The sequence below is a fragment of the Chitinophaga varians genome, from assembly GCF_012641275.1.
Lineage (GTDB): Bacteria > Bacteroidota > Bacteroidia > Chitinophagales > Chitinophagaceae > Chitinophaga > Chitinophaga varians_A.
The window spans coordinates 1,797,882-1,822,529 of the sequence record NZ_JABAIA010000001.1; the positions used below are offsets into that span (position 1 = coordinate 1,797,882).

The 24,648-nt window shown below is 49.6% G+C and carries 24 protein-coding genes; 2 read left to right on the top strand and 22 right to left on the bottom strand.

Annotated features, from left to right (window positions below; all coding sequences use genetic code 11):
- Positions 1-7: 7 nt before the first annotated feature.
- From HGH92_RS07230 to HGH92_RS07330, 21 genes are all read right to left on the bottom strand, one after another.
- On the bottom strand, positions 8-469 hold the full coding sequence (locus tag HGH92_RS07230) for a RidA family protein (RefSeq protein WP_168870052.1): 462 nt from the start codon (positions 467-469) through the stop codon (positions 8-10).
- 19 nt (positions 470-488) lie between these two features.
- A complete protein-coding gene (locus HGH92_RS07235; RefSeq protein WP_168870053.1) occupies positions 489-1,802 on the bottom strand; it encodes a gluconate:H+ symporter in 1,314 nt (437 codons plus the stop codon).
- Between the two features lie 51 nt (positions 1,803-1,853).
- On the bottom strand, positions 1,854-3,131 hold the full coding sequence (locus HGH92_RS07240) for an ABC transporter permease (RefSeq protein ID WP_168870054.1): 1,278 nt from the start codon (positions 3,129-3,131) through the stop codon (positions 1,854-1,856).
- A 152-nt stretch (positions 3,132-3,283) separates the two neighbouring features.
- Positions 3,284-4,657 (bottom strand): NADH-quinone oxidoreductase subunit N, encoded by a 1,374-nt coding sequence (locus HGH92_RS07245; protein WP_168870055.1) that lies wholly within the window; start codon positions 4,655-4,657, stop codon positions 3,284-3,286.
- Between the two features lie 32 nt (positions 4,658-4,689).
- Entirely contained in the window at positions 4,690-6,105 is a 1,416-nt protein-coding gene (locus HGH92_RS07250) for a NuoM family protein (RefSeq protein ID WP_168870056.1), read from the bottom strand.
- A 33-nt stretch (positions 6,106-6,138) separates the two neighbouring features.
- Complete coding sequence (gene nuoL / locus HGH92_RS07255) at positions 6,139-8,034, bottom strand: NADH-quinone oxidoreductase subunit L (protein WP_168870057.1); 1,896 nt, start codon at positions 8,032-8,034, stop codon at positions 6,139-6,141.
- A 54-nt stretch (positions 8,035-8,088) separates the two neighbouring features.
- Positions 8,089-8,406 (bottom strand): NADH-quinone oxidoreductase subunit NuoK, encoded by a 318-nt coding sequence (gene nuoK, locus HGH92_RS07260; RefSeq protein ID WP_168870058.1) that lies wholly within the window; start codon positions 8,404-8,406, stop codon positions 8,089-8,091.
- 58 nt (positions 8,407-8,464) lie between these two features.
- Positions 8,465-8,959 carry an NADH-quinone oxidoreductase subunit J gene (locus tag HGH92_RS07265; protein WP_168870059.1) on the bottom strand — a complete coding sequence of 165 codons (495 nt, stop codon included), beginning with the start codon at positions 8,957-8,959 and terminating at the stop codon, positions 8,465-8,467.
- 56 nt (positions 8,960-9,015) lie between these two features.
- Positions 9,016-9,522, bottom strand: a complete 507-nt coding sequence (gene nuoI, locus HGH92_RS07270) for an NADH-quinone oxidoreductase subunit NuoI (RefSeq protein WP_168870060.1) — start codon at positions 9,520-9,522, stop codon at positions 9,016-9,018.
- Between the two features lie 52 nt (positions 9,523-9,574).
- A complete protein-coding gene (gene nuoH, locus HGH92_RS07275) occupies positions 9,575-10,618 on the bottom strand; it encodes an NADH-quinone oxidoreductase subunit NuoH (RefSeq protein ID WP_211092554.1) in 1,044 nt (347 codons plus the stop codon).
- 36 nt (positions 10,619-10,654) lie between these two features.
- Positions 10,655-11,743, bottom strand: a complete 1,089-nt coding sequence (locus tag HGH92_RS07280) for a 2Fe-2S iron-sulfur cluster-binding protein (protein ID WP_168870061.1) — start codon at positions 11,741-11,743, stop codon at positions 10,655-10,657.
- Between the two features lie 95 nt (positions 11,744-11,838).
- Complete coding sequence (nuoF, locus tag HGH92_RS07285; RefSeq protein WP_168870062.1) at positions 11,839-13,203, bottom strand: NADH-quinone oxidoreductase subunit NuoF; 1,365 nt, start codon at positions 13,201-13,203, stop codon at positions 11,839-11,841.
- A 67-nt stretch (positions 13,204-13,270) separates the two neighbouring features.
- Positions 13,271-13,483: a hypothetical protein gene (locus HGH92_RS07290; RefSeq protein ID WP_168870063.1), complete on the bottom strand. Its 213-nt coding sequence runs from the start codon at positions 13,481-13,483 to the stop codon at positions 13,271-13,273.
- Positions 13,483-13,980, bottom strand: a complete 498-nt coding sequence (gene nuoE, locus HGH92_RS07295; protein ID WP_168870064.1) for an NADH-quinone oxidoreductase subunit NuoE — start codon at positions 13,978-13,980, stop codon at positions 13,483-13,485. The genes HGH92_RS07290 and nuoE overlap by 1 nt, the downstream gene beginning before the upstream one ends.
- A gap of 79 nt (positions 13,981-14,059) precedes the next feature.
- Entirely contained in the window at positions 14,060-15,280 is a 1,221-nt protein-coding gene (locus HGH92_RS07300; protein WP_168870065.1) for an NADH-quinone oxidoreductase subunit D, read from the bottom strand.
- Between the two features lie 11 nt (positions 15,281-15,291).
- Positions 15,292-15,807 (bottom strand): NADH-quinone oxidoreductase subunit C, encoded by a 516-nt coding sequence (locus HGH92_RS07305; protein WP_168870066.1) that lies wholly within the window; start codon positions 15,805-15,807, stop codon positions 15,292-15,294.
- A 42-nt stretch (positions 15,808-15,849) separates the two neighbouring features.
- Positions 15,850-16,413, bottom strand: a complete 564-nt coding sequence (locus HGH92_RS07310; protein ID WP_078668889.1) for an NADH-quinone oxidoreductase subunit B — start codon at positions 16,411-16,413, stop codon at positions 15,850-15,852.
- 25 nt (positions 16,414-16,438) lie between these two features.
- Entirely contained in the window at positions 16,439-16,834 is a 396-nt protein-coding gene (locus tag HGH92_RS07315) for an NADH-quinone oxidoreductase subunit A (RefSeq protein WP_168870067.1), read from the bottom strand.
- 575 nt (positions 16,835-17,409) lie between these two features.
- Entirely contained in the window at positions 17,410-19,164 is a 1,755-nt protein-coding gene (locus HGH92_RS07320; RefSeq protein WP_168870068.1) for a tetratricopeptide repeat protein, read from the bottom strand.
- A gap of 38 nt (positions 19,165-19,202) precedes the next feature.
- Positions 19,203-20,072: a substrate-binding domain-containing protein gene (locus HGH92_RS07325; protein ID WP_168870069.1), complete on the bottom strand. Its 870-nt coding sequence runs from the start codon at positions 20,070-20,072 to the stop codon at positions 19,203-19,205.
- A 58-nt stretch (positions 20,073-20,130) separates the two neighbouring features.
- Positions 20,131-20,367 carry a hypothetical protein gene (locus HGH92_RS07330; protein WP_168870070.1) on the bottom strand — a complete coding sequence of 79 codons (237 nt, stop codon included), beginning with the start codon at positions 20,365-20,367 and terminating at the stop codon, positions 20,131-20,133.
- A gap of 318 nt (positions 20,368-20,685) precedes the next feature.
- Between HGH92_RS07330 and HGH92_RS07335 the strand changes: the two genes are divergently transcribed.
- Positions 20,686-21,123, top strand: a complete 438-nt coding sequence (locus HGH92_RS07335; protein WP_168870071.1) for a low molecular weight protein-tyrosine-phosphatase — start codon at positions 20,686-20,688, stop codon at positions 21,121-21,123.
- 30 nt (positions 21,124-21,153) lie between these two features.
- Positions 21,154-22,503, top strand: a complete 1,350-nt coding sequence (gene hisS, locus HGH92_RS07340) for a histidine--tRNA ligase (RefSeq protein WP_168870072.1) — start codon at positions 21,154-21,156, stop codon at positions 22,501-22,503.
- Positions 22,504-22,574: 71 nt separating this feature from the next.
- Here the strand turns inward: hisS and HGH92_RS07345 are convergent, their stop codons facing one another.
- The gene (locus HGH92_RS07345; protein WP_168870073.1) at positions 22,575-24,608 is read right to left on the bottom strand and encodes a protein-disulfide reductase DsbD family protein; all 2,034 of its coding nucleotides are present in this window, start codon (positions 24,606-24,608) and stop codon (positions 22,575-22,577) included.
- Between the last annotated feature and the right edge of the window lie 40 nt (positions 24,609-24,648).

Here is a 24,648-nt window from a genome sequence, read left to right on the forward strand (position 1 = left end):
TATATCATTAATACAATTCAAACAGTGCTTCTATTTCTACCGGAATATTATCGGGCAGGGAACCAAAACCAACAGCGCTGCGTACGCCTACGCCGTTCTCCTGTCCCCATACCGCGGCAAACAGTTCGCTGCAGCCGTTGATGATATAAGGATGGTGTTCAAATTCCGGTACGCAGTTTACCATTCCCAGTACCTTGATCACTCTTTTGATGTTATCGAGGCTGCCCAGGTTGGCCACCAGCGTGGAGAGGATGGCCAATCCAACCTGCCTGGCCGCCAGTTTGCCTTCCTCCTTAGTAATGTCTTTTCCTATGCGGCCAATGATCAGGCTGCCGTTGTCCTGCACGGTACCATGCCCAGACACATACACATGTTTTCCATCTATCAGCAGCGGTTTATAAACGCCCAGCGGTGCAGGTGCAGGTGGAAGCGTAAGACCCAGTGCTTTAAAATTTTCAGTGGGCGTCATTTTCGTTTATTGGTTTACGTTAGACAATCATGCTCAGCAGCAAACTACCGATAAGTCCCGTTACTGAAACGATGGTTTCCATCACTGACCATGTTTTGATCGTATCTTTCACAGACAAGTTAAAGTATTCCTTGAACATCCAGAAACCGGCATCATTAACATGTGAAAACATCAGGCTGCCGGCGCCGGTAGCCAGCACCATGAGGTTAGGATTTACGCCGGAGGTGGCAATCAGTGGCGCAACGATACCTGCGGTTGTTAATCCCGCTACAGTAGCCGATCCTATACACACACGTATGATCGCCGCAATGCCCCATGCCAGTATTAACGGATGCATATGCAAGTCCCGCAGCGTTGTCGCGATATATTCGCTCACCTTGCTGTCGTGCAACAGCTGCGTGAGCGCGCCCGAACCACCGATGATCAGAATGATCACCGCTATATCTTTTACGGCGTCGTCCATCATGCCGAGTAGTTTTTTTGAAGGCACACCGCGGCGAACACCCAGCAGGTATAAGCCGTTCAGCACCGCCAGCAACATCACGATCAGCGGATCTCCCAGCCAGGTGACCAGCTTGTATGGCAGTTGACCAACGGGCAACCATAGTTTCAGCATCGCTGTCACCGCCAGCAATAACACCGGCAACATTGCAGCCAACAGGCTGGGCAACATAGCCGGCAGCTCCGCTTCCGGCAGCGGCGGCGCGACAAACATCTTTCCCGGCTCTGTAGTATATTTTTTCAGATAACGGGAAAACACCGGGCCTGCCAGGATAATAGCCGGTATCGCCAGCAAAATACCATACAGCAGCGTCAGTCCCATACTGGCCTGAAACTGCTGCACTAAAGCAGTAGGAGAAGGATGCGGCGGCAGGTAGCCATGGGTAACAGACAGGGAGGCCAACATGGGAATGCCCAGGTACACCGCCGGCAGCCGGGTCTGCGCTGCTACAGTAAATATCAGCGGTACCATCAGCACAAAACCGATGTTGTAAAAAAGCGGTATGCCTACAATGAAGCCTGTCAGCATCAGCGACCACTGGATATACCGCGGCCCCAGCAAACGCATCAGTCCACCGGCAATCCGCTGCGCAGCGCCACTTTCGGCCACCAGTTTGCCCAACATGCCGCCGCAGACGATCACCACGATCAACGAGCCCAATGTTTTGCCAATACCCGTTTGTATGGACTGGGTAATTTGCCCGATTTCCATACGCAGGGCCAGTCCCATCAGCAGGGAAACAATCAGGAAAGACAGGAAGGTATTTATCTTACACCAGGTAACCAGTACCACTAACAGGAGAATAGCAGCAATAACGATCAATAATGGCATATGCTCTTTCTTTTTTGGAAAGAACAAGATAACAAATTGATTCCGGGAATTCTATTCGTAACGTAAAGCGATAATAGGGTCCAGTTTAGAGGCCTTATAAGCGGGGTAAATGCCGGAAACCAGTCCTACAGCGGCACAGAGGGCAATACCAACTAAAATCCATGCCCAGGGGATGACAAAAGAAGATTTCAGTAGTATGGACACGACATTGCCCAGCAGCATGCCCGCCAGGGCGCCAAAAAGGCCCCCCATGGTACTGATGATAATGGCTTCGTAGAGGAATTGTTTGCGGATAGTCTTGCTGGTAGCGCCCAAAGCCTTGGTAACACCTATTTCGCGCGTTCTTTCGGCCACAGATACCAGCATAATGTTCATCAACCCGATGGCAGAACCAAAGAGCGTTATCGCCGCGATGGCCACCGCGAACAGGTTCACCGTGCCAAGGCTCTGGAACAGCATCTCTGCGATACTATCGCTCTTGCTCAGTGTAAAGTTATCTTCATCGTTCAGGGCCAGCTGGCGGACTACACGGAAGGTACCAATGGCTTCTCCCTGTGCAGCCTCCATTTGTTTAATGTCCTTAACGGCCACGCCTATCTGATAAGAGGCGTTAGGCCGGTTGAAGATTCTTCGTGTATTGTTGACCGTAGTAATCACTACGTTGTCCGCACTCATTAAATTACTGCTGCCTTTGCTTTCCAGTACGCCGATGACGCGGTAACGCACGTCGCCCACACGGATGGTGTTATTCACCACGTTCTTAAGCTTGCGGCCAAACAGTTTCTCCGCCACATCTTTACCCAATATGGCCACATTACGCCCGGACGACACGTCCAGTGCGTTAAAATTGCGGCCGTCACGGATCGTATAGTTGGAGATATCGAGATAGTTTTCGTCTCCGCCGATAACGGTCACATTGGGGTTCGTTTTCTTATCATCTTTATAAACAGTGGCAATGCCGCTCGCCCTGAAGTTAAGGCTCACAGTGGCAGGGAAATGATACCTTTCTTTAAAAGCCAGCGCCTCCTGGTACGTAATAGGTTTATTGCTGATGGATTTTCTGACCTTTTTCTGGTTTTTATTGCCCTTGGACGCTTTATCCCCATCGTTCCCGATATGCACCTGCATATCGCGGTTACGAAGCGAAAAACTGTTGGCCCCCATGCTGGCAAAGCTGGAGTAAATACTGTTTTTCATACTGTCGATGGCCGTTAAAATGCCCACCAGTACTGTGATACCTACAGCAATGATGGACACTGTAAGACCCGTGCGTAGTCTGTTGCCACTCACGGAACGATAAGCAAGGGAAAATATATCTAAAAACCGCATATAATAAAGTTAATGGAAGTTCAGACAGGCACAAAATAAAAAGTGAGGGAACGCGGACAATGCCGTTTGAGCGGTCACAGGGGCTATAAATAAGAAAGGGAACGGCCTGGCCGCTCCCTTTCCCTATAAAAAGAATTTGTCTTGTAACGATTTTACAGCCAGCCGATCAGCAGACCGGGGAACAGGCCCAGCACCAATACCAGGACGATGGTTAGCACCAGCGCAGCCCTGAAGCCGCCAGAAATTGGTTCTACTTCCGGATCACCCTGTTTGAAATACATGGCCATGATCACGCGGAAATAGTAGTATACGCTGATCGCGGCACACAGTACGCCCACAATCACCAGCCACAGCAGATGACCATGCTGAATAGCAGCAGACAGTACAAAATATTTGGCGAAGAAACCCGCTGTAACCGGGATACCGGCCAGGGAGAACAGGAAGATGGTCGTTGCCAGCGCCAACAGTGGCTGTTTACGGGCAAGGCCGTTAAATCCTTCGAAAGTATAGTCCTTCAGTTTCATCAGCACGGCAAACACACCGATAGTAGCGAGGCTATAGGCAGCTGCATACAGGATGATGCCCTGTGCGGCGAACTGATTGATAGCGATAACGGCAAACAACATGAAACCTGCCTGCGCGATACTGGAATAAGCCAGCATTCTTTTTACGCTCTGCTGGAACACCGCGCTGAAGTTACCCAGGATAAGGGTAGCAGCCGTGATGATAGAAAGGATCAGCGTCCAGTGATGGCTTACAGCCCCCCCAGCGAAAGCCACATGGAACATCCGCAGGAAAGCCACAAAACCACCGGCTTTTACCACAGTAGCCATGAAAGAAGTGAAAACGGTAGGAGAACCATCATATACGTCAGGTGTCCAGAAGTGGAACGGCACTGCGGACACTTTGAAAGCGAGGGCAAAAGCCATCAGGATAATACCGCACAAAGCCAGCGGATGTACCGGGTCTGCTCCCAGTCCGAGCTCGGCGATATTAAAGGTGCCTGCGGCGCCATAAATCAGGGTAATGCCCATCAGCAGGATACCGGTGGAAAAAGCGCCCATCAGGAAGTATTTCAGGGACGCCTCATTGCTTTTCAGGCTTTTACGGTCGGCCCCTGCCAGCACATACTGCGGAATAGACATGATCTCGATGGCCAGGAACAGCATCAGCAGGTTGCTGAAGGAGGAAGCCAGCGTAATACCCGCCAGGATGAAGAAAATCAGGGCGAAGTAATCTCCCACATGTTCACCTACTTTCTCAAACTCTTTCCCTGACAACAGGAAATATATCAGGGTTGCACCTAAAGCCACTGCATTAAACAACACACTGAACTTTGATACTTCAATCATACCAAATTGGATATAGCTCCCCAGCAGCACAGTGGGATACAGTGCCAGGTTAGCGATAAATGATATGATGATGGCCGCGATGGCAAAAAATTTAATATGCTGCTTATTGCGTACAAATAAACCGACAAACATCAGAACAACGCCCGATAAAGCAGTAGAAATTAGTGCATTCATATTGTTTCGTTACAAAACCCGTTTAAAATTTCTCAAAATACCTTGCTAACCAGATCCAGCATCGGTTGCGGATATACACCCAATACGAAGATCATGATCACTACCAGGCTTAATGCCACCGTTTCGCCGGGTTGCAGGTCGGTAGTGGTGTCTGTCAGGGTATTGCCTTCACCGAATATCACTTTCTGGATCATATTCAACGTATATACTGCAGCGAGGATGATACCTAATCCGGCAAATGCCATAAACCAGTGATTGTACTGGAACAGGCCGCTGAACATCAGGAACTCACCGATAAATCCGTTGGTAAGCGGTAAACCAATGTTCGCCAGGCTGATGATAACGAGGAAGATAGCCATCCGGGGCGCCTTGCGGGCCATGCCGCCCATCTGGTCCATGTTCTTTACACCAAGACGGTTCTGTATCACTTCCACGATGATCCACAACCCGATAATGTTGATACCGTGGTTGAACATCTGGAGCAACACGCCCTGGGTGCCTTGTTCGTTATGCGCAAAAATAGCGGCGCTCATCAAACCAATGTGCGCTATGGAAGAGTAAGCGATCAGTCGTTTCAGGTCGCTCTGCACCATGGCGATGCAGGAAGCATAGATAATACCGATGATAGACAGTACAATAGCTACGTCTGTCCACATGGCGGCGCCTTCCGGCAATACCGGCACCAGCCAGCGCAGTACGCCGAACAGGCCCATTTTCACCATCACCCCGGAGAGGATCATGGTCACCGGTGTAGGTGATTGCTCGTAAGTGTCCGGCTGCCAGGTATGGAACGGGAACACCGGCATCTTGATGGCGAATGCCACAAAGAACAGCCAGAACAGCCATTTCTGGTCACCTGTGCCCAGCTGCAGGCTGGTGAAGGATGTCCAGCTAAAGGAATGGTCCGGTGTCTGGAAATACAGGTAGATGATACCTACCAGCATTAACAGGGAACCAAGGAAGGTATAAACGAAGAACTTAAACGTAACGGGTATACGTTTTTCGCCGCCCCACATAGAGCAGAGAAAATATACCGGTATCAATGCCAGTTCCCAGAATACATAAAACTGCAGAGCGTCGAAAGCGGTGAAAACACCTACCAGACCGGCCTGAGAAAGCAACATCAGTCCATAAAAGCTGTTGGGCCTTTCGATGTCGCGGTTATAAATGGTGATGAAAACCAGGAGGAAGGCGATCGCTGTCAATAAACACAGCATAGTGCCCATACCGTCCAGGCCTACCCTGAACTGGCTTCCCAGCTGAGGTATCCAATCGGTAACAAAAGAAAGTTTTTTCGGATCGGCATGCAGCGTGCATACGGTTCCGATGGCTGTGGCTACCGACGCCAGGGACGCAATCATGCCCAGCACCTTTGGCCCGGACCCCTTCAGGCCGAATGCGATCAGGCCCGCTATGAAAGGAATCAGTATTAATAAAACTGTCAACATAATTTATCTGCGCTTGTAACTTCCGCTATTGGTTTATAATAAGAATCCGATCACAAATAATACGATCATACCGATTACCATGGCAAAGATGTAGAAACCTACCTGTCCGCTCTGAACACGGCGGATTTGCTGGCTGCCCCACTGAACGCTGCGGCCAACACCATTTACCAGTTTATCGATACCTGCTTTTTCAACAGTGTCACGGAAGAAACGGGAAAGCTCCTGTAATGGTTTTACAATGATAGCATCATACAGCTCATCGATATACCATTTGTTCTCCAGCACTTTCGCCACACCTGTATTTTCTTTGCCGGTATCTTCGTAGGCCGCGAATTTCTGACGGGCTATCAGGATAAAGACAATAACCAGTACACTGCTCAGGCCCATCAGCATCCATTCGGTGCCGTGAGACAGATGATGTTCTGTCACAAAAGGAGCAGAAGGGGCAAACACCGGTGACAGGTATTCTGCCAGCAGGTTTTTGCCAAATACTTCCGGCAGGCCCACATAACCGCCGAACACAGACAGTATCGCCAGGATGATCAGCGGAATAGTGATCGGGGAAGGGCTTTCGTGCAGGTGATGTTCCTGTTCGTGCGTACCACGGAACTTTCCGGAGAAAGTGATATAGTACAGGCGGAACATATAGAAAGCGGTCATCAGCGCGCCAATCAGTCCCAATGCATACAACACAGGGTTGTGAGCATAAGCGCTGGCCAGGATTTCATCTTTGGAGAAGAAGCCGGATAAACCAGGGATACCGGCGATGGCCAGGCATCCTACAAGGAATGTCCAGTTGGTGGTAGGCATGTATTTTTTCAGCCCGCCCATTTTACGGATATCCTGTTCACCGCCCATAGCGTGGATAACAGAGCCCGAACCCAGGAACAACAGCGCTTTGAAGAAAGCGTGCGTCATCACGTGGAATACGGCAGCAGAGTAAGCGCCTACGCCCAGTGCGAGGAACATATATCCCAGCTGGCTCACGGTGGAGTAAGCCAGTACTTTCTTAATATCGTTTTGTTTCAGTGCGATAGAAGCGGCAAACAGCGCGGTAGCGATACCAATCACTGCCACCACGGTCTGGATGGCTGGCGCCAGCGTATAGATCACGTTGCTGCGGGCAATCATATAGATACCGGCAGTCACCATCGTTGCGGCGTGGATAAGGGCGGATACCGGGGTTGGACCGGCCATCGCATCGGGCAGCCAGGTATACAGCGGTATCTGTGCGGATTTACCCATGGCGCCTACAAACAGCAGCATGGCGATAGCAGCCAGCGTGGGGTTGTTCATGCCCAGCGGCGCTGCTTTCGCAAATACGTCAGGGAAAGTGACCGTGCCAAACTGCATGATCATGAAGAAGATACCGAGCAGGAAACCGAGGTCACCGATACGGTTCATCACAAATGCTTTCTTGGCAGCGTTATTATAGCTGGTGTTTTTAAACCAGAATCCGATTAACAGATAAGAGCAGAGACCAACGCCTTCCCATCCGATGAACATCATCACATAGTTGGCGCCGAGCACCAGTATCAGCATGGAAAACACGAACAGGTTGAGGTAAGCGAAATATCTCGCAAAGCTCTCATCGCTTTCATCATGCATGTAGGAAGTGGAGTAAATGTGGATGAGGGTACCCACACCGGTGATGATCAGCAGGAACAATGCACTCAGTTGATCTACCTGGAATGCGAAAGGAATATGCAGGCTGCCAACGGAAATGAAATTAAACAGGTGCACCACCTGTGCCTGAAATCCCGGGGCTTTTACTTCAAAAAATGCCAATAAGCTCACCACAAAGGAAGCCAGTACAGTGCCGCTTCCGATAAACCCTACCAGGGACTTGGATAAAAATCTGCGCCCCAAACCATTCACCAGGAAACCTAATAATGGTAAAAATGGTACCAGCCAAACTAGTTTAATCATTTATCAATTCTATTTACGACGTCGAAACAATTAATAATTAAAGAGGATGAATTATTAATTTTTCAGCCTGTTAAGAATGTTTATATCTACCGAGTGCGTGTTTCTGTAGACCATTGTAATGATAGCCAGGCCAACTGCAACTTCGGCAGCAGCCACCACCATAATAAAGAACACAAACAATTGCGCTGATCCCGCATCTACTCTTCCCGCATCTGCCCACATTTTGGAAAATGCTACCAGCAACAGGTTTACTGCATTCAGCATCAGCTCTATGCACATAAAAATGATGATGGCATTACGGCGCATCAGCACCCCCATCACACCAATGCAGAACAGGGCGATACTCAGGAATATGTAATATTGAACAGGCATAAAAATGAATTACGAATTACGAATTACGAATTACGAAGAAAACTCAGTATCCGCTTACTTAGTCTTTTTTACCAATAACAACGGCACCTACCATGGCGCTGAGGAACAGGATGCTGCTCACCTCAAACGGCACCACATATTGTGTGAACAACATCTGGCCGAGATTTTTGATCAATCCCATTTCATTTGCTTCTGTGCTGATAGCCGGCATGCTGGCATCGCGCAGGGCGGCTACCAGTACCACCAGGAGAGCACCGCCGCTGATAGCGCCGGCATATTTCAGCCAGTTACGCTTCTGAGGCTCCAGCTCCGCGTTCAGGTTCATCAGCATCATCACATAAAGGAACAATACCATGATGGCGCCGGCATACACAATGATATGCACAACCGCCAGGAACTGGGCGTTCAGCATAATGTAATGCCCTGCAATGGTAAAGAAGGTTACGATCAGACACAATACGCTCGTCACGGGATTCTTGCTCAATACTACGCCCAGCGCCGAAACCAGGGCGATGACTGAAAGCACCATGAAAATTATTTGTTGTATACTCATTCCCATCTCTGCTATGTTTGACTATGTATTTTTTAGCTTATGCGTATTGTGAATAATTATTTGGACTGCTGTTTCGGATCAGGGATCAACAGGTCCGGCTTTCCATAAATGAAGCCTTTACGCTGATAGTTGGACGGCGCAAAGGTTTCAGACATATAGATCGCATCTTTGGGGCAAGCTTCTTCACAGAATCCGCAGAAAATACAACGCAGCATGTTGATCTCATAGCGGGCCGCATATTTCTCTTCACGGTACAGGTGCTCTTCTCCCGGTTTTCTCTCTGCCGCCTCCATGGTGATCGCTTCTGCCGGGCAGGCTACTGCGCACAGGCCACAGGCGGTGCATCTTTCACGGCCTTCTTCATCGCGGTTCAATACGTGTAATCCACGGAACACCGGGCTGAACTGACGGCGCTGTTCAGGAAAACTAACGGTAGCTTTCCGTTTGAAGATATGCTTAAAGGTGATCCCCATGCCCTTGGCGATGGCAGGAACATACATTTTTTCCAGGAAGGTTAATGGACTGCGGTCCACCGGTTTTGCCCTGTTTGTTAATGCTTGCATAAATGCTTTATTTAGTCCACACCCGCGGTGTGTATAAATTAACGGATAAATATTAGTGTTGACGGGCCAGTACAATTGCACCGGTAATCAGCATATTGGCCAATGCCAGCGGAATCATCACTCTCCAGCCAAGGCGCATCAGCTGATCATAACGGAACCTGGGGACCGTCCACCGTACCCACATAAAGAAGAATATAAACACCAATATCTTCACGAACAGCGCCAGGAAGCCCAGAATGGTGAGCAGATTGGGACTAACACCCAGACTGTCCATACCCGGGAAAGCGTATCCACCGAAGTACATAGTGGCCATCAGCGCGGAGCTGACGAACATGTTGATATATTCCGCAAAGAGATAAAAGCCCAGTTTCATGGAAGAATATTCCAGGTGGTAACCACCATTCAGCTCGTTCTCTGCTTCCGGCAGGTCAAAAGGCGCACGGTTACATTCTGCGAAGGCGCACACCAGGAAGATAAAGAAGCCCAGCGGCTGGTATACTACGTTCCACAGTCCGTGGCGTTGTTGTTCTACGATCTCTTTCAGGCTCAGCGTGCCGGTCAGCATCAGCAGCGCGATCAGCGCCAGGCCCATCGGCAGCTCATAGGAGATGATCTGGGAAGCCGCCCTTACAGAGGCCAGCAGCGAATATTTGTTGTTGGAGGCCCAGCCTCCGATCATGATACCATATACGCCCACGCTCAGCACACCAAAGATGAACAGGATGCCGATGTTGACGTCTGCCACCTGCAGGGAAACGGTATGGCCTGCAATAGTCAGGGTATCGCCCCACGGAATAACGGCGCTGGTCATACAGGCCACCATCATGGCGACAGACGGACCGAGGATAAAGAGGAACCGGTTGGAGTTGGTGGGGATGATCTCTTCCTTGAAGAAGAGTTTACCACCATCGGCCAGCGGTTGCAGCAGCCCCATCGGGCCGGCGCGGTTAGGGCCGAGACGGTCCTGAATCCAGGCAGCCACCTTTCTTTCGCCCCAGGTAGAGTACATAGCCACTACGAGTGACAGCACCAGTACTGCGGATATCAGCAGTATTTTTTCAAGAATAAAAAACCAGTCTATGCTTAATAACGTCATTTTCCAATTACGAATTACGAATTACGAATACGATGCTTACTTATTAAAATCGTCCGAATGGGCAGGACCTTCGATCTTAGAGAGATCTATTTCCGGCCGGTTCACCTCACTTGTGGAGTGGATATCGAACAGCAATTTAGGCTGTCTTCCGTCCAGTACTTCCACCAGCGGGTCTTTCGGTTTAACGGTATTCACGTAATGGCCCTGGGAAATAACGCTGTGACGGTCAATTTTACGGGGGCCTTCGATGATCCAGTCTGATTTTTCTTTTTTATCGAAACGGCAGGTATCGCAGATAAAGTCTTCCACTTCGCCGTATTTGTCTTTACGGGCAGTTACGCGGAACACTTCATCACCACGCATCCACAGTACGGTTTTACCGCAGCATTTCGGGTCTTCGCATTGACGGTGGGCATCTACCGGTTTCAGGAACCACACACGGTTTTTGAAACGGAAAGTTTTGTCGGTGAGGGCGCCTACCGGGCAAACGTCGATCACGTTGCCGATGAAGTTATTGTCGAGTGACTGATGGATATAAGTGCTGATTTCAGATGCATCACCACGGCCGAGCACGCCGTGTTCACGCTTTTCAGTGAGCTGGTCGGCAGTGAATACGCAGCGGTAGCAGAGGATGCAGCGGGTCATGTGCAGCTGAATCTTGTCGCCGATGTCGATTTTATCGAAAGTTCTGCGTTTGAATTCGTAGCGGGTAGCTTCAGCGCCGTGTTCATAGCTCAGGTTCTGCAGGTCACATTCACCGGCCTGGTCGCATACGGGGCAGTCCAGCGGGTGATTGAGCAGCAGGAATTCCACCACACCTTTACGCGCTTCCTGTACTTCCGGAGAAGTGATGTTAGCCACTTCCATACCATCCATTACGGTAGTGCGGCAGCTGGCCACCAGTTTAGGCATCGGGCGCGGGTCGGCCTCGGAGCCTTTGGTTACTTTCACCAGGCAGGTACGGCATTTACCACCGCTGCCCTGCAGCTTGGAATAGTAGCACATAGCCGGCGGTACCACATCTCCACCTATCGACCGGGCCGCATTCAGTATTGTAGTACCAGGTTCGACCTCCACGGAGATGTTATCGATCTTAACCTTGAATAATTTTTTTTCCTCCGCCATCTTGATATATTTCTTGCTGTCAGTACTGCTTTACAGCGGCAGCAAATTTTAATGATTATTTGTGTATTGACTTGTTCAGATAATCTTCATGCTGACTATACAGCGGCCGGAGCCGGTGCAGGCAACGGATCGGCATAATGAGCCAGGCCGAAGTTGCGCGTCAGCGCTTCATCCGGGTGTTTCACATGCCATTCGAACTCGTCGCGGAAGTGACGGATAGCGGCAGCTACCGGCCATGCAGCAGCATCGCCGAGCGGGCAGATGGTGTTGCCTTCTATTTTCCGCTGAATGTCCCACAGCAGGTCGATATCACTCATTTTACCTTTTCCGTATTCGATATTATGCAGCACTTTTTTCATCCAGCCGGTGCCTTCGCGGCAAGGGCTGCATTGGCCGCAGCTTTCGTGGTGGTAGAAACGGGCGAAGGTGAGGGTATTGCGTACAATACACTGGTCTTCGTCCATTACGATGAAACCACCGGAACCCAACATGGAGCCGGTTGCAAAACCGCCATCGTTGAGGCTTTCGTAGGTCATCATACGGGTTTCGCCTTTAGCTGTTTTCAGCAGCAGGTTGGCCGGCAGCACCGGTACGGAAGAACCGCCGGGGATACAGGCTTTCAGGCGTTTGCCACCTTTGATGCCTCCGCAATATTCGTCAGAGTAGATGAATTCCTCTACAGAGATGTTCATTTCGATCTCGTATACGCCGGGCTTGTTGATATTCCCACAGGCAGAGATCAGTTTGGTACCGGTAGATTTACCAATACCGAATTTGATATATTCATCGCCACCGATGTTAACGATGGGCACTACCGCCGCAATGGTCTCCACATTGTTTACCACTGTAGGGCATCCCCACAGGCCTTTTACGGCCGGGAACGGAGGTTTGATACGGGGATTGCCGCGTTTGCCTTCCAGGGATTCCAACAGGGCTGTTTCCTCACCGCAGATATAGGCACCGGCGCCGCGTTGTACAAATATTTCAAGATCGTAGCCGGTACCGAGGATGTTTTTTCCCAGCCAGCCTTTGTTTTTAGCTTCAGCGATCGCCTGTTCCAGGATATCCGGGATCCAGGCGTATTCGCCACGGATGTAGATGTATGCTCTGTTAGCGCCCAGGGCGAAGCTGGAGATCAGCAACCCTTCCACCAGCAGGTGAGGGATGAACTCCATCAGGTAACGGTCTTTGAAAGTGCCTGGCTCAGACTCGTCCGCATTGCAAACGAGGTAACGCGGAACACCTTCCGGTTTAGCGATGAAGCTCCATTTCAGGCCGGTAGGGAAACCAGCGCCACCACGGCCTCTCAGGCCACTCTTCTTTACCTCTTCCACTACAGCTTCCGGGCCCATGGATTTCAGGGCTTTTTCTGCCGCAGCATAACCGCCGTTAGCCCGGTAAGTGTCGTAATACCGGATACCTTCTATATGTGCTTTGTCTAACAGTAATTTGCGTCCCATTGTCTTCCTTATGGTTTAATGGTGATAGGTAAACCAGCACCATCAACAGATTTGTATGATATATCTTTTATGCCTTGCGTATCCGGTGCTGCGCTATACGTTCCGCCATCCGAAAAAAAAGGTATCCGGAGGCCACGCCGCAGACAAAGGAGAGGAACCAGTTGTTCACCCGCCACAGACCTGCCAGTGCCGCCATCAGCAAAGCCGCTTCGATGATGGTCTGACGGTGCTGATATAATAACAAACCGATACGCATGACGATACTTTTTTGCTGATGCATCAATTAGCTTTTGCCCTGCATTCCGCGATGATCTCATCCACTTTGGCAGGGGTCAGGTGTTCACGGAAATGTTTACCCAATTGCATCATGGGCGCATAACCGCAGGCACCGAGGCATTCTACCGTTTTAAGGGTAAACATGCCGTCAGGCGTAGTTTCACCTACACCGATACCCAGTTTATTCTTAATATAGTCAATGATCTGATCCGAACCACTTACCATGCAGGGGCCTGTCTGACATACTTCAAACAGGTATTTGCCTACCGGCTTCAGGTTGAACATGCTGTAGAAAGTGGCCACTTCGTATACTTCAATGGGCGTTATCTGCAGGATGCCCGCCACATAGTCCATCGTTTCTGCACTCAGCCAACCGCCAAATTCCTCCTGTGCCAGATGCAGCACAGGTATCAGCGCACTCTTCTGCTTCCCTTCCGGGTAGCGTGCGATGATCTCTTTTACTTTATTCAGTTTCTCTTCAGAAAATTGAACCACAGCCATTAAAAAATTATGTTTAAGTAAGCTTATTTTATTCTCTAGACGCTATCATAAAAACAAATAGTACCCGCCAAAACAGGTACTATGCATCCAATTCACCGGCAATCAGGTTAAGGCTACTCATACACACGATCGCATCGCTCAGCATGGAGCCCTTGATCAGTTCAGGATAAGCCTGATAGTAGATGAAGCAGGGACGGCGGAAGTGCAACCGGTAAGGGCTGCGGCCACCATCGCTGATCAGGTAAAAGCCCAGTTCACCGTTAGCTCCTTCTACAGAGTGGTACACTTCGCCAGGCAGTATCTCTGTTTCACCCATCACGATTTTAAAGTGATAGATGAGCGCCTCCATTTTTGTATAAACGTCTTTTTTGTCAGGCAGGTAGTAAGCCGGAACGTCTGCATGGTATACGTCGTCCGGTAAACCTTTCAGCTTGTCCATCGCCTGACGGATGATGCTGATGCTCTCCCACATTTCCGCGTTACGTACCTGGTAACGGTCGTAGCAGTCGCCGGTAGTGCCCACTGGTATGGAGAAATCGAAATCCTGGTAAGAGGAGTACGGGCTGGCGATGCGCACATCGTAATCCACGCCGGCAGCTCTCAGGTTAGGGCCGGTGAAGCCGTAGCTCATGGCTCTCTCGGCACTGATGGCACCTACGCCCTGCGTACGTTCCATGAAGATACGGTTACGGGTCAGCAGGGTTTCAAATTCTGTCAGCGCCGCCGGATATTCTTTCAGGAAACGTTCTATTTTCTCGAAAGCAGCCGGGGTGAAGTTTCTTTCAAAACCACCAATACGACCGATGTTGGTCGTCAGGCGGGAACCGCATATCTCTTCGTAAATTTCGTATATCAGTTCACGGTAGGTCATGAGGTACACGAAGCCGGTCAGGGCACCGGTGTCCACACCCATTACCGCGCTACAGATCAGGTGGTCTGCTATACGGGCCAGCTCCATGATGATCACCCGCAGGTAGTCAACACGCTTGGGAATTTCCAGTCCCAGCAGCTTCTCCACGGTCATGATCCAGCCCATGTTGTTGATAGGGGCGGAACAGTAGTTGAGCCTGTCGGTAAGCGGGGTGATCTGGTAATAGGGACGGCGTTCTGCGATCTTCTCAAATGCGCGGTGGATGTATCCTACAGTGGATACCGCGCTCACAACTCTTTCGCCATCTATTTCCAGGATATTCTGGAATACGCCGTGTGTGGCCGGGTGGGTAGGACCCAGGTTCAGTGTGGTCGTATTTTTTTCTATGGAGCCTTCCGGCAGTTTTATATGTTGTTTCTGGTCTAACATAGCCTAATTGATTAAAAGTGACCGCCCCTGCCAAACATTTCGTCGTCTTTATCGGTACGCATGGGATCTTCCAGCGGGAACTCCTTGCGCATGGGGAAATAGGTCATTTCATCCACGTTGAGGACACGGATCAGGTTAGGATGCCCTACAAAATCCACCCCGAAGAAGTCATAGGTTTCGCGCTCCATCCAGTTGGCAGATTCATACAGGCTGGTAGCGGTAAATACTTTCGGTGCTGCCACCGGTGTATAAACTTTAAGGCGCAGCCGTACATTGTCCACGAAGTTGTGCAGGTGATATACCACGCACAGCTCCTCCCCTTTACGTTCGGGATAGTGTACCGCTGTGATGTCTGTCAGAAAACGAAAACGCAATTCCTCATCGTCAAACAGGAATTGCATTACTTTCAGGTTATAATCTTTCTGTGCGGTGAAGGTGAGCATTCCAAACGGCTCTTCAAAACCGGTCAGTACATCCCCGAACTTCTCCGTCAGGCGTTGTTGTATGCGTTCGTTTGTTAAAGACATTAACAATAAGTGATTTACGAGTTACAAGTTACCATTCACACGTTATTTGATACCGTAAGACTCCATCAGTTCTTTATAACGGTCGGAGTTACGGCGGCGCAGGCTTTCATTGCCCACCAACTGCTGTATTTTCATGAAGCCGTCGATGATGCCTTCCGGTCTGGGAGGACATCCCGGAACATACACATCTACCGGGATCACCTGGTCGATTCCTTGTAAAACAGAGTAAGTATCAAAAATACCACCGCTGCAGGCGCAGGCGCCTACTGCCATTACCCAGCGTGGCTCAGCCATCTGCAGGTATACCTGGCGCACGATAGGGCCCATCTTTTTGGAAATAGTCCCCATCACCATCAGCAGATCGCACTGACGCGGGGTGAATGCCATACGTTCCGCACCGAAACGGGCCAGATCGTAGGTAGCGGCCATAGTGGCCATAAATTCGATACCGCAGCAGGAGGTAGCGAACGGTAAAGGCCAGATGGAGTTTTTACGCGCCAGACCGATGGCCTTATCAAATGAGGTGGCATAGAACCCTTCACCGGAATATCCCTCTGGGATTTCCACCATCTTCACATTGGTATTATATTGAACCGGACGAGCCATTGGATTAAGATTTAAAGGTTTAAGATTAGTCTTCCCACTTCAGGGCCCCTTTCTTCACAATGTAGATAAACCCACACAGGAAGAAACCCACAAACATCAACACGGCAACAAATCCTTCCCAACCCAGCGACTTGAAATTAACAGCGTACGGGTAGAAAAAGATCACTTCCACATCAAATAAGACAAAGAGAATAGCCGTCAGAAAGTATTTGATGGCCACCGGCTGCCTCGCATTGCCGCGCTGCTCAATTCCGCTCTCAAAGTTAATAAGCTTATCACTTGTTTTACGCTTGGGACCCAGAAAGTGAGTGGCTAGCATAGTGATCCCAACAAAACCTAAAGCAGCAAGTAATTGCAGTACTATAGGGAAATAGCTAAAAGGAGTAGTCGTTGCTGACAAAAATACAGTATCTGTATACATAAGCTTCCCGATAAAACATTGTCCGAATTCGCAAAAATACTGTAACTAAACCAAATATCAAATCTATTTACTCGTTAAAATATTATCTTTTTTTGCCAACCGGAAACTACGGAAACCATTCCGGCAATTACCGGTTCATCGGCGGGGATCAAGCATTTAAAGCCTTTTTGTGTTTTTTACACAATGTTCGGGGAAGCAGTATCCTGATTAACAGTTAGATATAACAATTTACCTAAATATAAATACGTTATTCACACCGCAGTACATCAGTCATTTTGTCAAGATTTGACCATTAGTCAACAGTTGGGGGAATTGACAAAGCAAGGCCCGGCTGCGGCAACGACCACGGGTCATGCTGCAACACCCTGCCATACCTGCTCCTATGGCCACAACGGCCGGGCACCCTTTCTCCGCGGGCAAACAGGCCATTACCCGGGAAAGCATTTCCCGGAACAGGAAAAATGTCAATCTGGCAGCAAAAGGCTATGTTAAATTTTCGGCATGAGGATATTCTCAGCCAATAAAAAAACCCCGGACCAACAGGCCCGGGGCTTTTTATATGACAAGCAGTTTTATTATTTTTTGTTGGCAGCTGGTTTAGCGGCTGGCTTGGCAGACGCTTTTTCGCGGCTGTTCATGTTTTCTTTGATCTGTTTAACGGTTACGTTGTTTGGATCAATAGCGGACAGCTTATCAGCATACACCTGAACATTGGCTTTATCTTCCTTGAAGTAGTAGTACAACAGTTCGTAAGTATAAGCGTAAGTCAGGGTGTTTTTGTTTTTGTCAGCGCCGTTAGGCTCAGTGATTTCTATGTATTTATCATAGAAAGGCTTAGCAACACCGCTCTGGCCCTGCTGATCTTTGGCGAAGTTGGCCTGGCCTCTCCAGTAATAACCGGTGCCCAGTTCTGGTTTCGCCTCTATTACTTTCTGGAACGCAGCATCTGCTTTGTTGATCAGCGCGGTATCCACTGGTTTGGAACCAATACCGGCATAGTAATAGTTGAGACCTACGTTGAAGTAGTCGATAGCGCCAAGTGTTTCTTTATTGGCCAGACGCAGCTCATTGGCTTTTTCATACCAGTCACCAGCCTGTTCGAATTTTCTCGCAGCTTTCAGTGCTTCAGCGATCTGGATGTAAGTCTCAGGATCTTTAGCGGTAGTGGAAGAAGCGAATTTTTCCAGGTAGCCCAGTGCTTTGTCTGTGTACTGGTTCTGTGTAGCAGAATCAGAAGATTTCAGACGGAGGTAGATAGTGCTCAGCAGTTTGTAGTCGCTGGAGTCCAGTTTGCCTTCACCTGCAGCCTGCACATAATCATCCATTACTTTTTTCGCGCTCAGGGAATCGCCTTTCTGCAGGTAAGCATCACCTACCAGCAGGCTAAACTTGTTTTTATAAAACTCGTTGGCACCGGCCATAGCGGCTTTACCTTTATTGATAGCGCCATCGTAGTCTTTTTTGAAGAACGCTACGGAAGCAGCCAGGTATTCGTTTTTGGTTTTATCTGCCGGGTCAGCGATGGCCATGTATTTCTCCAGGTATTCAGCGGCTTTTTCCCATGACAGCTGATCTTTTTTAGGAGTAGTATAGAACAGGAACAGCTCATTGAAGGCGGGAGCATAGTTCGGGTCCATATTGGTAGCTTTGGTCCAGTCAGCCACTGCTTCAGCTTTCAGTCTCGCGTTGTAGTTTACGAGGCCTTGTTTCATAACAGCTTCGGCATTGTTGGCGTCCAGTTCCAGCGCTTTTTCGTAAGCAGCGATGGCTTTACCGCCGTTTTCGCCGCCCAGGTAGCGGTAGGCGTCACCTTGTTCGATATAGTCAGCCGCGGTAGCGGTGTACATTTCTTTTTTCTTGCGGCCTTCGTTGTTCAGGAGCTTGTCCATTACAGTGAGGGCATAAGCGCGGTCACCGCCTTTTACTTCTGTGTTGGCATCAGCAATGGCGCGGGCTACGTCACCATCACGGCCCTGGGTAGCAGCTGTTGCAGCTTCAAATTTAGCTTTGGCGGCAGCAGCATCACCTTTTATCAGATCGATACGGCCCATACCAGCCTGCAATAAAGCTGAAGTCGGAACGGCCTGCAAACCCTTCTGGAAGGTAGCAGTAGCGCCGGCTACGTCTTCCGTGGCGAGTTGTGCTATACCCATGTAATAATAAGCTTTGTCTTCAGTTGGTTTCGCAGCAATTACTTTTTCAAACGTCTGTTTGGCGGACAGGTTTTTACCATAATACAGGTCTTTCAATCCATCCTGCACAGATTGAGCCATCACACTGCCGGAGGCGGCGCACAGCAATGCTACGAGTAAACTTTTCCGTCTGTTCATTTGCAATCTGGTTTTTTAGTTTTAGTTGTGTTTTTTGACTATTTAAGGTTGGCTTCCCTGAATACCACGTTCAATCTCGCGGGGAATAAGCGGGCCTGTTTGATCACGAGTTGGCCCTCATAACTACCAAGGAAGGTAGCAAATCCCGAGCCTAAACCATGGTAAGGCTCTTTCAGACAAAAGAAGAAGCCACGTTTTAATGGATAGGACCCGATACCAATGTAAGCCTGATAAGGCAATACAAATTCCGAACCATTATCCGCTCTCAGCTTTACAACGGACACTTTATTGGTGAATGCGAGGGCCAGTGAATCGCTGGGATCAGAGATCCAGCTCACACCTATCACGCCGATTGCGTCCTTGTTTTTGGCGACGTAATCTATCACTTCCGGGTTAGTCTTGGCTGCCATGGTATTGGCCGGCAAAGGTTTACCTTTATTGATGGAATCCTGAATATAACGTACGGTGCTTGAGTTGGCATTATCAAACACCAGTTGCCATTTCCTGTCTTTATTAGTGCCGTCCATGATGCCACGTACCTGGTCCATTGTGAGGATGGAATCCGGATTAGCGTGGTTCACCACCAGCGCCAGCGCGTCCCAGGCCAGCATTAAGCTTTGAGGCGTGATCTTTATCTTCTTGAAATAATCACGTTCAGCAGCACTGAAATCGCGTGTGACAATGATCAGGCGCGCACTATCATTTAAAAGATCTTTAAAGCACTCTGCCTCCGGTTTGTAGGAAGCAATAATATGTGCCTTTGGATACAATGATTCAAAAACCTTGATTTCCGAATCCAGTAACGGTTTATACGTTTCATCCACGCTGATACGTATCTCCCCTTCTGTGGCCGTATCCACTTTTTTCGCATTAGGATTGGGGCCGCAGGCCGCCAGCAGTAATGTCAAGGCTGTTAAATATACAGCATACTTTTTAGTAATCCTGAAAAACATATCTTCCGTCTCTTTAATTCCTGTTAAAAAATAACTTCCGGATACCATTATACACCCTGAAAATACCATACAGCATTAGCGCGATGCCCAATATGACCATCCATTGCCGGGATATACGGAATTCACCCAATCCAAGCTTTTCCGCGAAGATGGCGAAAAGCCCGAAAAGAATAAAGAAGATACCTCTTATCAGTTCACCCATAGGCCTGTACCGGTTTTCCGGCAGCCTGTTTGTTTGTTCGTCTTGCATTTCCGTCTTGCGATTTACAATTATACAAAAAAATATTTTTTAATCTTGATTCTCGAATTTTAGAGGAATGTTAAAAAAAAGCTGCAAAACCCTTACCGGATGACCATAGAAGCGCAATTTGAGGCATTTTTTCAACATGTTGTAATTTTTTGATTTAAAATTTCATCATTTCCCGGTATTTATAGTTGACATATCCATTTCCTGTATGTAAGCAAAATCAGCCGGCCTGATTGCTTTTGTTGACTAAAAGATGCAAATAGATGAACATTTCCATAATAACTTGTAGGTTTGCGGCCTGATACGCAATTCTCTGAAACGATGAAGATACTGATGGTATGCCTTGGTAATATTTGCCGCTCACCCCTGGCGGAAGGTATTATGCGGCAGCTTGCACAAGAAAAGGGGCTGAACTGGGAAATAGACTCGGCTGGCACGGGCAACTGGCATGTGGGGCATTCGCCGGACCACCGCGCCATCCGCGAAGCACGCCGCCAGGGCGTGGACATCTCCGGACTGGCTGCCCGGCAGTTTGAAACAGCCGATTTTGACCGGTTTGACCGCATCTACGTCATGGACCATAACAACCATCGTGACGTACTGAAAAAAGCCCGTAACGAAGCGGACAAGGCCAAAGTAAGACATCTGCTGGCAGATGACCAGGACGTGCCCGACCCATGGTTCGACGACGCCCTCTTTGCCCCTGTATATCAACTGATCTTCAATGCCTGTAAAGACATCACCGATCAGGAACTGTAACCACCACCATCACGATAATATTTTTTGAAGATGATAAAACCCGGTATTCCCAACGGAACCCGCGACTTTGGCCCTGTTGTAGTCAGAAAACGCAACTATATTTTCCGGACCATCCGCGAAACATTTGAAGTATTCGGCTTCCAGCCACTCGAAACACCCGCCATGGAGAACCTCTCCACCCTCACCGGCAAATACGGCGAGGAAGGCGATAAACTTATGTTTAAAATACTCAACAACGGCGATATATTTCCTAAAGCACAAGCTGCCACCGATAACAAATCACTGGTAGCCGCCCTCTCTGAGAAAGCACTCCGGTACGACCTCACCATCCCGTTTGCCCGGTATGTGGTGATGAACCAGAACGACCTCGCCCTGCCTTTTAAACGCTACCAGATGCAGCCGGTATGGCGCGCCGATAAACCCCAGCGTGGCCGCTACCGCGAATTCTACCAGTGCGACGCCGACGTGGTAGGCAGCAACTCCCTCCTCAATGAAGTGGAACTGCTCCTCATCTACGACACCGTGCTCACCAAACTGGGCCTGCAAGGATATGAACTGCGCATCAACAACCGCAAAATACTGAGCGGCCTGGCCGAAGTAATCGGTAAACCGGAACTGCTCACCGATATCACCATCTCCATCGATAAACTGGATAAGATCGGCGCGGAAGGCGTACGCAAGGAACTGGCCACCAGAGGACTGACAGACGCGGACATCGCCACCATCGAGACTTTCCTGGCCATTAGCGGCACCAGTGAAGAGAAACTGGCACAGCTCAAAACCCTGCTCCAGTCATCTCCTACCGCCCTCAAAGGCATCGAGGAACTGTCTTATGTGCTCAACTCAGGCTTCGGCACCTTCAACACCACGCCGGAAATCGACGTGACACTGGCCCGTGGCCTCAACTACTACACCGGCATGATCGTGGAAGTAAAAGCACCGCCCACCGTGAAAATGGGCAGCATTGGCGGCGGCGGCAGATATGATGACCTCACCGGCCTCTTTGGCCTTAAAGGCATTTCCGGAGTGGGCATCTCCTTTGGGGTAGACCGCATCTACGACGTACTGGAAGAACTGCAACTGTTCCCGCAGGAAGCGCAGCAGTCCACCAAAGTACTGTTCCTGAACCTCGGCGATGAAAGCGCCCGCACATGCTTCAGCTATATGATGCAGCTGCGCGCCAAAGGCATCGCTGCTGAACTGTTCCACGAGAACGCCAAAATGGACAAACAGCTGAAATACGCTAATAAAAGAGGTATTCCGTATGTGATCATCCTCGGCGAAGCGGAACTGCAGGAAGGCCTCATCGCGGTGAAGAACTTCATCACCGGCCAGCAGGAGAAGATCAAGGCAGAACAGCTGGCGGATTACAATTTCTAATATTTATTTATCGACATAAAAAAAGCGGAGATCAGTGATCTCCGCTTTTTTATTATCTGAAGTCAGTCAGCTTATTGCTTTCTTTTCGCAAATTCCGCTTTCGCTTTTTCCAGGTATTCGATAAATGCATTGGCATCCTCTTTCGGATCATAACCATAGCCTTTATTCACCAGCGCAGCACCTGTCAGGTCAACAGGAATGTAGTAAGGCTGGGAATTACGGTTGAAATGGGTAGCTTCCAGGTCCAGGTTTTTCTGGCCGATGTCCTTGATTTTGGTGCCATCGAATTTGGAAACATATCTTTCCGCTTCCGGCAGGGCAGTCTTTTCATCAGTGTAAAGTGAAGCCACAATAAAATCGTTGCGCAGGATTTTCATCACTGCCGGATTGGACAACACTGATTTTTCGAACTTACGGCAGTTCACGCAGGTGTGGCCGGTAAAGTCGAGCATCAGCGGTTTGTTGGCCGCTTTGGCTGCTGCCAGCGCTTCTTCGTAATCAAAGAACACGTTTTCCACGCCCGGTATTTCAGAATGCAGGATGTCCACCAGTTTTTTCGGTTTGATGGCATTGGCATTGCCACCGGTGTTACCACCGCCGCCACCGCCGCTTTCCAGCGATGCCTGTATGTCTACGAGTGATTTGTTCAGATTGAAGTCCTGTGAGCCTTCATGCGGCAAAAAGCCGCTGATGCCTTTAAGCGGAGCGCCCCACATGCCCGGGACCATATAGATCACGAAGGTAAAGGTCACAATCGCAAAACAGAGGCGGGTCACGGTCAGGAAAGGCACATCACTGTCGTGGCTGAACTTCAGTTTGCCGATCAGGTACAATGTCAGCAGGCCAAAGATCGCGATCCACAGGGCCAGGAATATCTCGCGGTCCAGCAGGTTCCAGTGATAGGCCATGTCCACGTTGGACAGGAACTTCAGGGCCAGCGCCAGTTCCACGAAGCCGAGGGTTACCTTCACCGCGTTGAGCCATCCGCCGGATTTGCCGATTTTATTCAGCAGGCTGGGGAACAGTGCAAACAGGGAGAAAGGAATGGCCAGGGCCAGCGAGAAACCGAACATACCTACCAGCGGACCGGAGTTACCGCCTTTCGCCGCCAGTACCAGCAGGTTGCCCAGGATAGGACCAGTGCAGGAGAAAGACACGATGGCAAGGGTGAGCGCCATGAAGAAAATGCCCATGAAGCTGCCCATGCCTGCCCTTGAGTCAGACACGTTAGCCCAGGAGCTTGGCAGCGAAATCTCAAATGCCCCCAGGAACGAGAAGGCAAACAACAGGAAGATCACGAAGAAGATCATGTTGGCAATACCATTGCTGGCGAGGGAATTGAGCGCGCTGGCACCAAATATTTTGGTAATGAGGAAGCCCAGCAGGGTATAAATAACGATGATGGAGAGCGAGTAGACAAAGGCGTTTTTAATGCCCTGCGCCCTTGTTCCGCTGCGTTTGGTAAAGAAGCTCACCGTGATAGGGATCATGGAGAACACGCAGGGCGTGATCAGGGCGATAAAACCGCCACCGAAGCTGGCCAGGAATATCCACATCAGGGATTTGTTGGAAGCGTCATCTTCCGCCACGTCGCCGGCGGCAGTGCCATTGGCAGCAGGAGCCACGGTGTTGCCGTTGCCGGTAGCAGCCGGTGCTACTTCCACATCAAAAGCAGCTTCTTCGGGGAGCACTTCTTCCCCTTTCAGCACCATGTAGGTGATATTGCCTTTGATTTTACCGGAAGCAGGCGTGCCTTTCACTTCAGCCACCAGCTCTACTTCGTTTTCAAAGTATTTGATATCGAGGTTGTCGAACAGCGGTTCTTTACGCTGTAAGATCTGACCTTTTTCAGTAATGGCGCCCAAAGTAAGTTTGGTGGCGCTGTCGGGAACAATGCGGGTGTTCGGGTCATCGTTGCCCATGGTAGTGGAAAACAACAGCGCTCCTTTTTCTATCGTTGCCCTGGCATGGAGTACGTATTCCTGGTCGTTTTTCTTTTCGGCGGAGAACTCCCACTTAACAGGCTTAGGGCTCTGGTCTTGTGCGTTGGCACCGAAGGTGAATAGCAGGAAGACCGGTATCAGCAATGAAAGCAAATGCTTCATATAGTCAATAGGCTTTAAAGAATATACAGTAGGTTAAACG

Excerpts from the sequence above, each read along its gene's own strand:
- HGH92_RS07250 (WP_168870056.1), bottom strand. The coding sequence starts at position 6,105 with ATGTTGACAGTTTTATTAATACTGATTCCTTTCATAGCGGGCCTGATC.
- HGH92_RS07245 (WP_168870055.1), bottom strand. The coding sequence starts at position 4,657 with ATGAATGCACTAATTTCTACTGCTTTATCGGGCGTTGTTCTGATGTTT.
- nuoK (WP_168870058.1), bottom strand. The coding sequence starts at position 8,406 with ATGCCTGTTCAATATTACATATTCCTGAGTATCGCCCTGTTCTGCATT.
- HGH92_RS07305 (WP_168870066.1), bottom strand. The coding sequence starts at position 15,807 with ATGTCTTTAACAAACGAACGCATACAACAACGCCTGACGGAGAAGTTC.
- HGH92_RS07310 (WP_078668889.1), bottom strand. The coding sequence starts at position 16,413 with ATGGCTCGTCCGGTTCAATATAATACCAATGTGAAGATGGTGGAAATC.
- HGH92_RS07345 (WP_168870073.1), bottom strand. The coding sequence starts at position 24,608 with ATGAAGCATTTGCTTTCATTGCTGATACCGGTCTTCCTGCTATTCACC.
- HGH92_RS07315 (WP_168870067.1), bottom strand. The coding sequence starts at position 16,834 with ATGTATACAGATACTGTATTTTTGTCAGCAACGACTACTCCTTTTAGC.
- HGH92_RS07265 (WP_168870059.1), bottom strand. The coding sequence starts at position 8,959 with ATGAGTATACAACAAATAATTTTCATGGTGCTTTCAGTCATCGCCCTG.
- HGH92_RS07230 (WP_168870052.1), bottom strand. The coding sequence starts at position 469 with ATGACGCCCACTGAAAATTTTAAAGCACTGGGTCTTACGCTTCCACCT.
- HGH92_RS07320 (WP_168870068.1), bottom strand. The coding sequence starts at position 19,164 with ATGAACAGACGGAAAAGTTTACTCGTAGCATTGCTGTGCGCCGCCTCC.
- nuoL (WP_168870057.1), bottom strand. The coding sequence starts at position 8,034 with ATGATTAAACTAGTTTGGCTGGTACCATTTTTACCATTATTAGGTTTC.
- HGH92_RS07335 (WP_168870071.1), top strand. The coding sequence starts at position 20,686 with ATGAAGATACTGATGGTATGCCTTGGTAATATTTGCCGCTCACCCCTG.
- HGH92_RS07240 (WP_168870054.1), bottom strand. The coding sequence starts at position 3,131 with ATGCGGTTTTTAGATATATTTTCCCTTGCTTATCGTTCCGTGAGTGGC.
- nuoE (WP_168870064.1), bottom strand. The coding sequence starts at position 13,980 with ATGGCTGTGGTTCAATTTTCTGAAGAGAAACTGAATAAAGTAAAAGAG.
- HGH92_RS07280 (WP_168870061.1), bottom strand. The coding sequence starts at position 11,743 with ATGGCGGAGGAAAAAAAATTATTCAAGGTTAAGATCGATAACATCTCC.
- HGH92_RS07235 (WP_168870053.1), bottom strand. The coding sequence starts at position 1,802 with ATGCCATTATTGATCGTTATTGCTGCTATTCTCCTGTTAGTGGTACTG.
- HGH92_RS07330 (WP_168870070.1), bottom strand. The coding sequence starts at position 20,367 with ATGCAAGACGAACAAACAAACAGGCTGCCGGAAAACCGGTACAGGCCT.
- HGH92_RS07290 (WP_168870063.1), bottom strand. The coding sequence starts at position 13,483 with ATGCATCAGCAAAAAAGTATCGTCATGCGTATCGGTTTGTTATTATAT.
- nuoI (WP_168870060.1), bottom strand. The coding sequence starts at position 9,522 with ATGCAAGCATTAACAAACAGGGCAAAACCGGTGGACCGCAGTCCATTA.
- hisS (WP_168870072.1), top strand. The coding sequence starts at position 21,154 with ATGATAAAACCCGGTATTCCCAACGGAACCCGCGACTTTGGCCCTGTT.
- HGH92_RS07300 (WP_168870065.1), bottom strand. The coding sequence starts at position 15,280 with ATGTTAGACCAGAAACAACATATAAAACTGCCGGAAGGCTCCATAGAA.
- nuoF (WP_168870062.1), bottom strand. The coding sequence starts at position 13,203 with ATGGGACGCAAATTACTGTTAGACAAAGCACATATAGAAGGTATCCGG.
- nuoH (WP_211092554.1), bottom strand. The coding sequence starts at position 10,618 with ATGACGTTATTAAGCATAGACTGGTTTTTTATTCTTGAAAAAATACTG.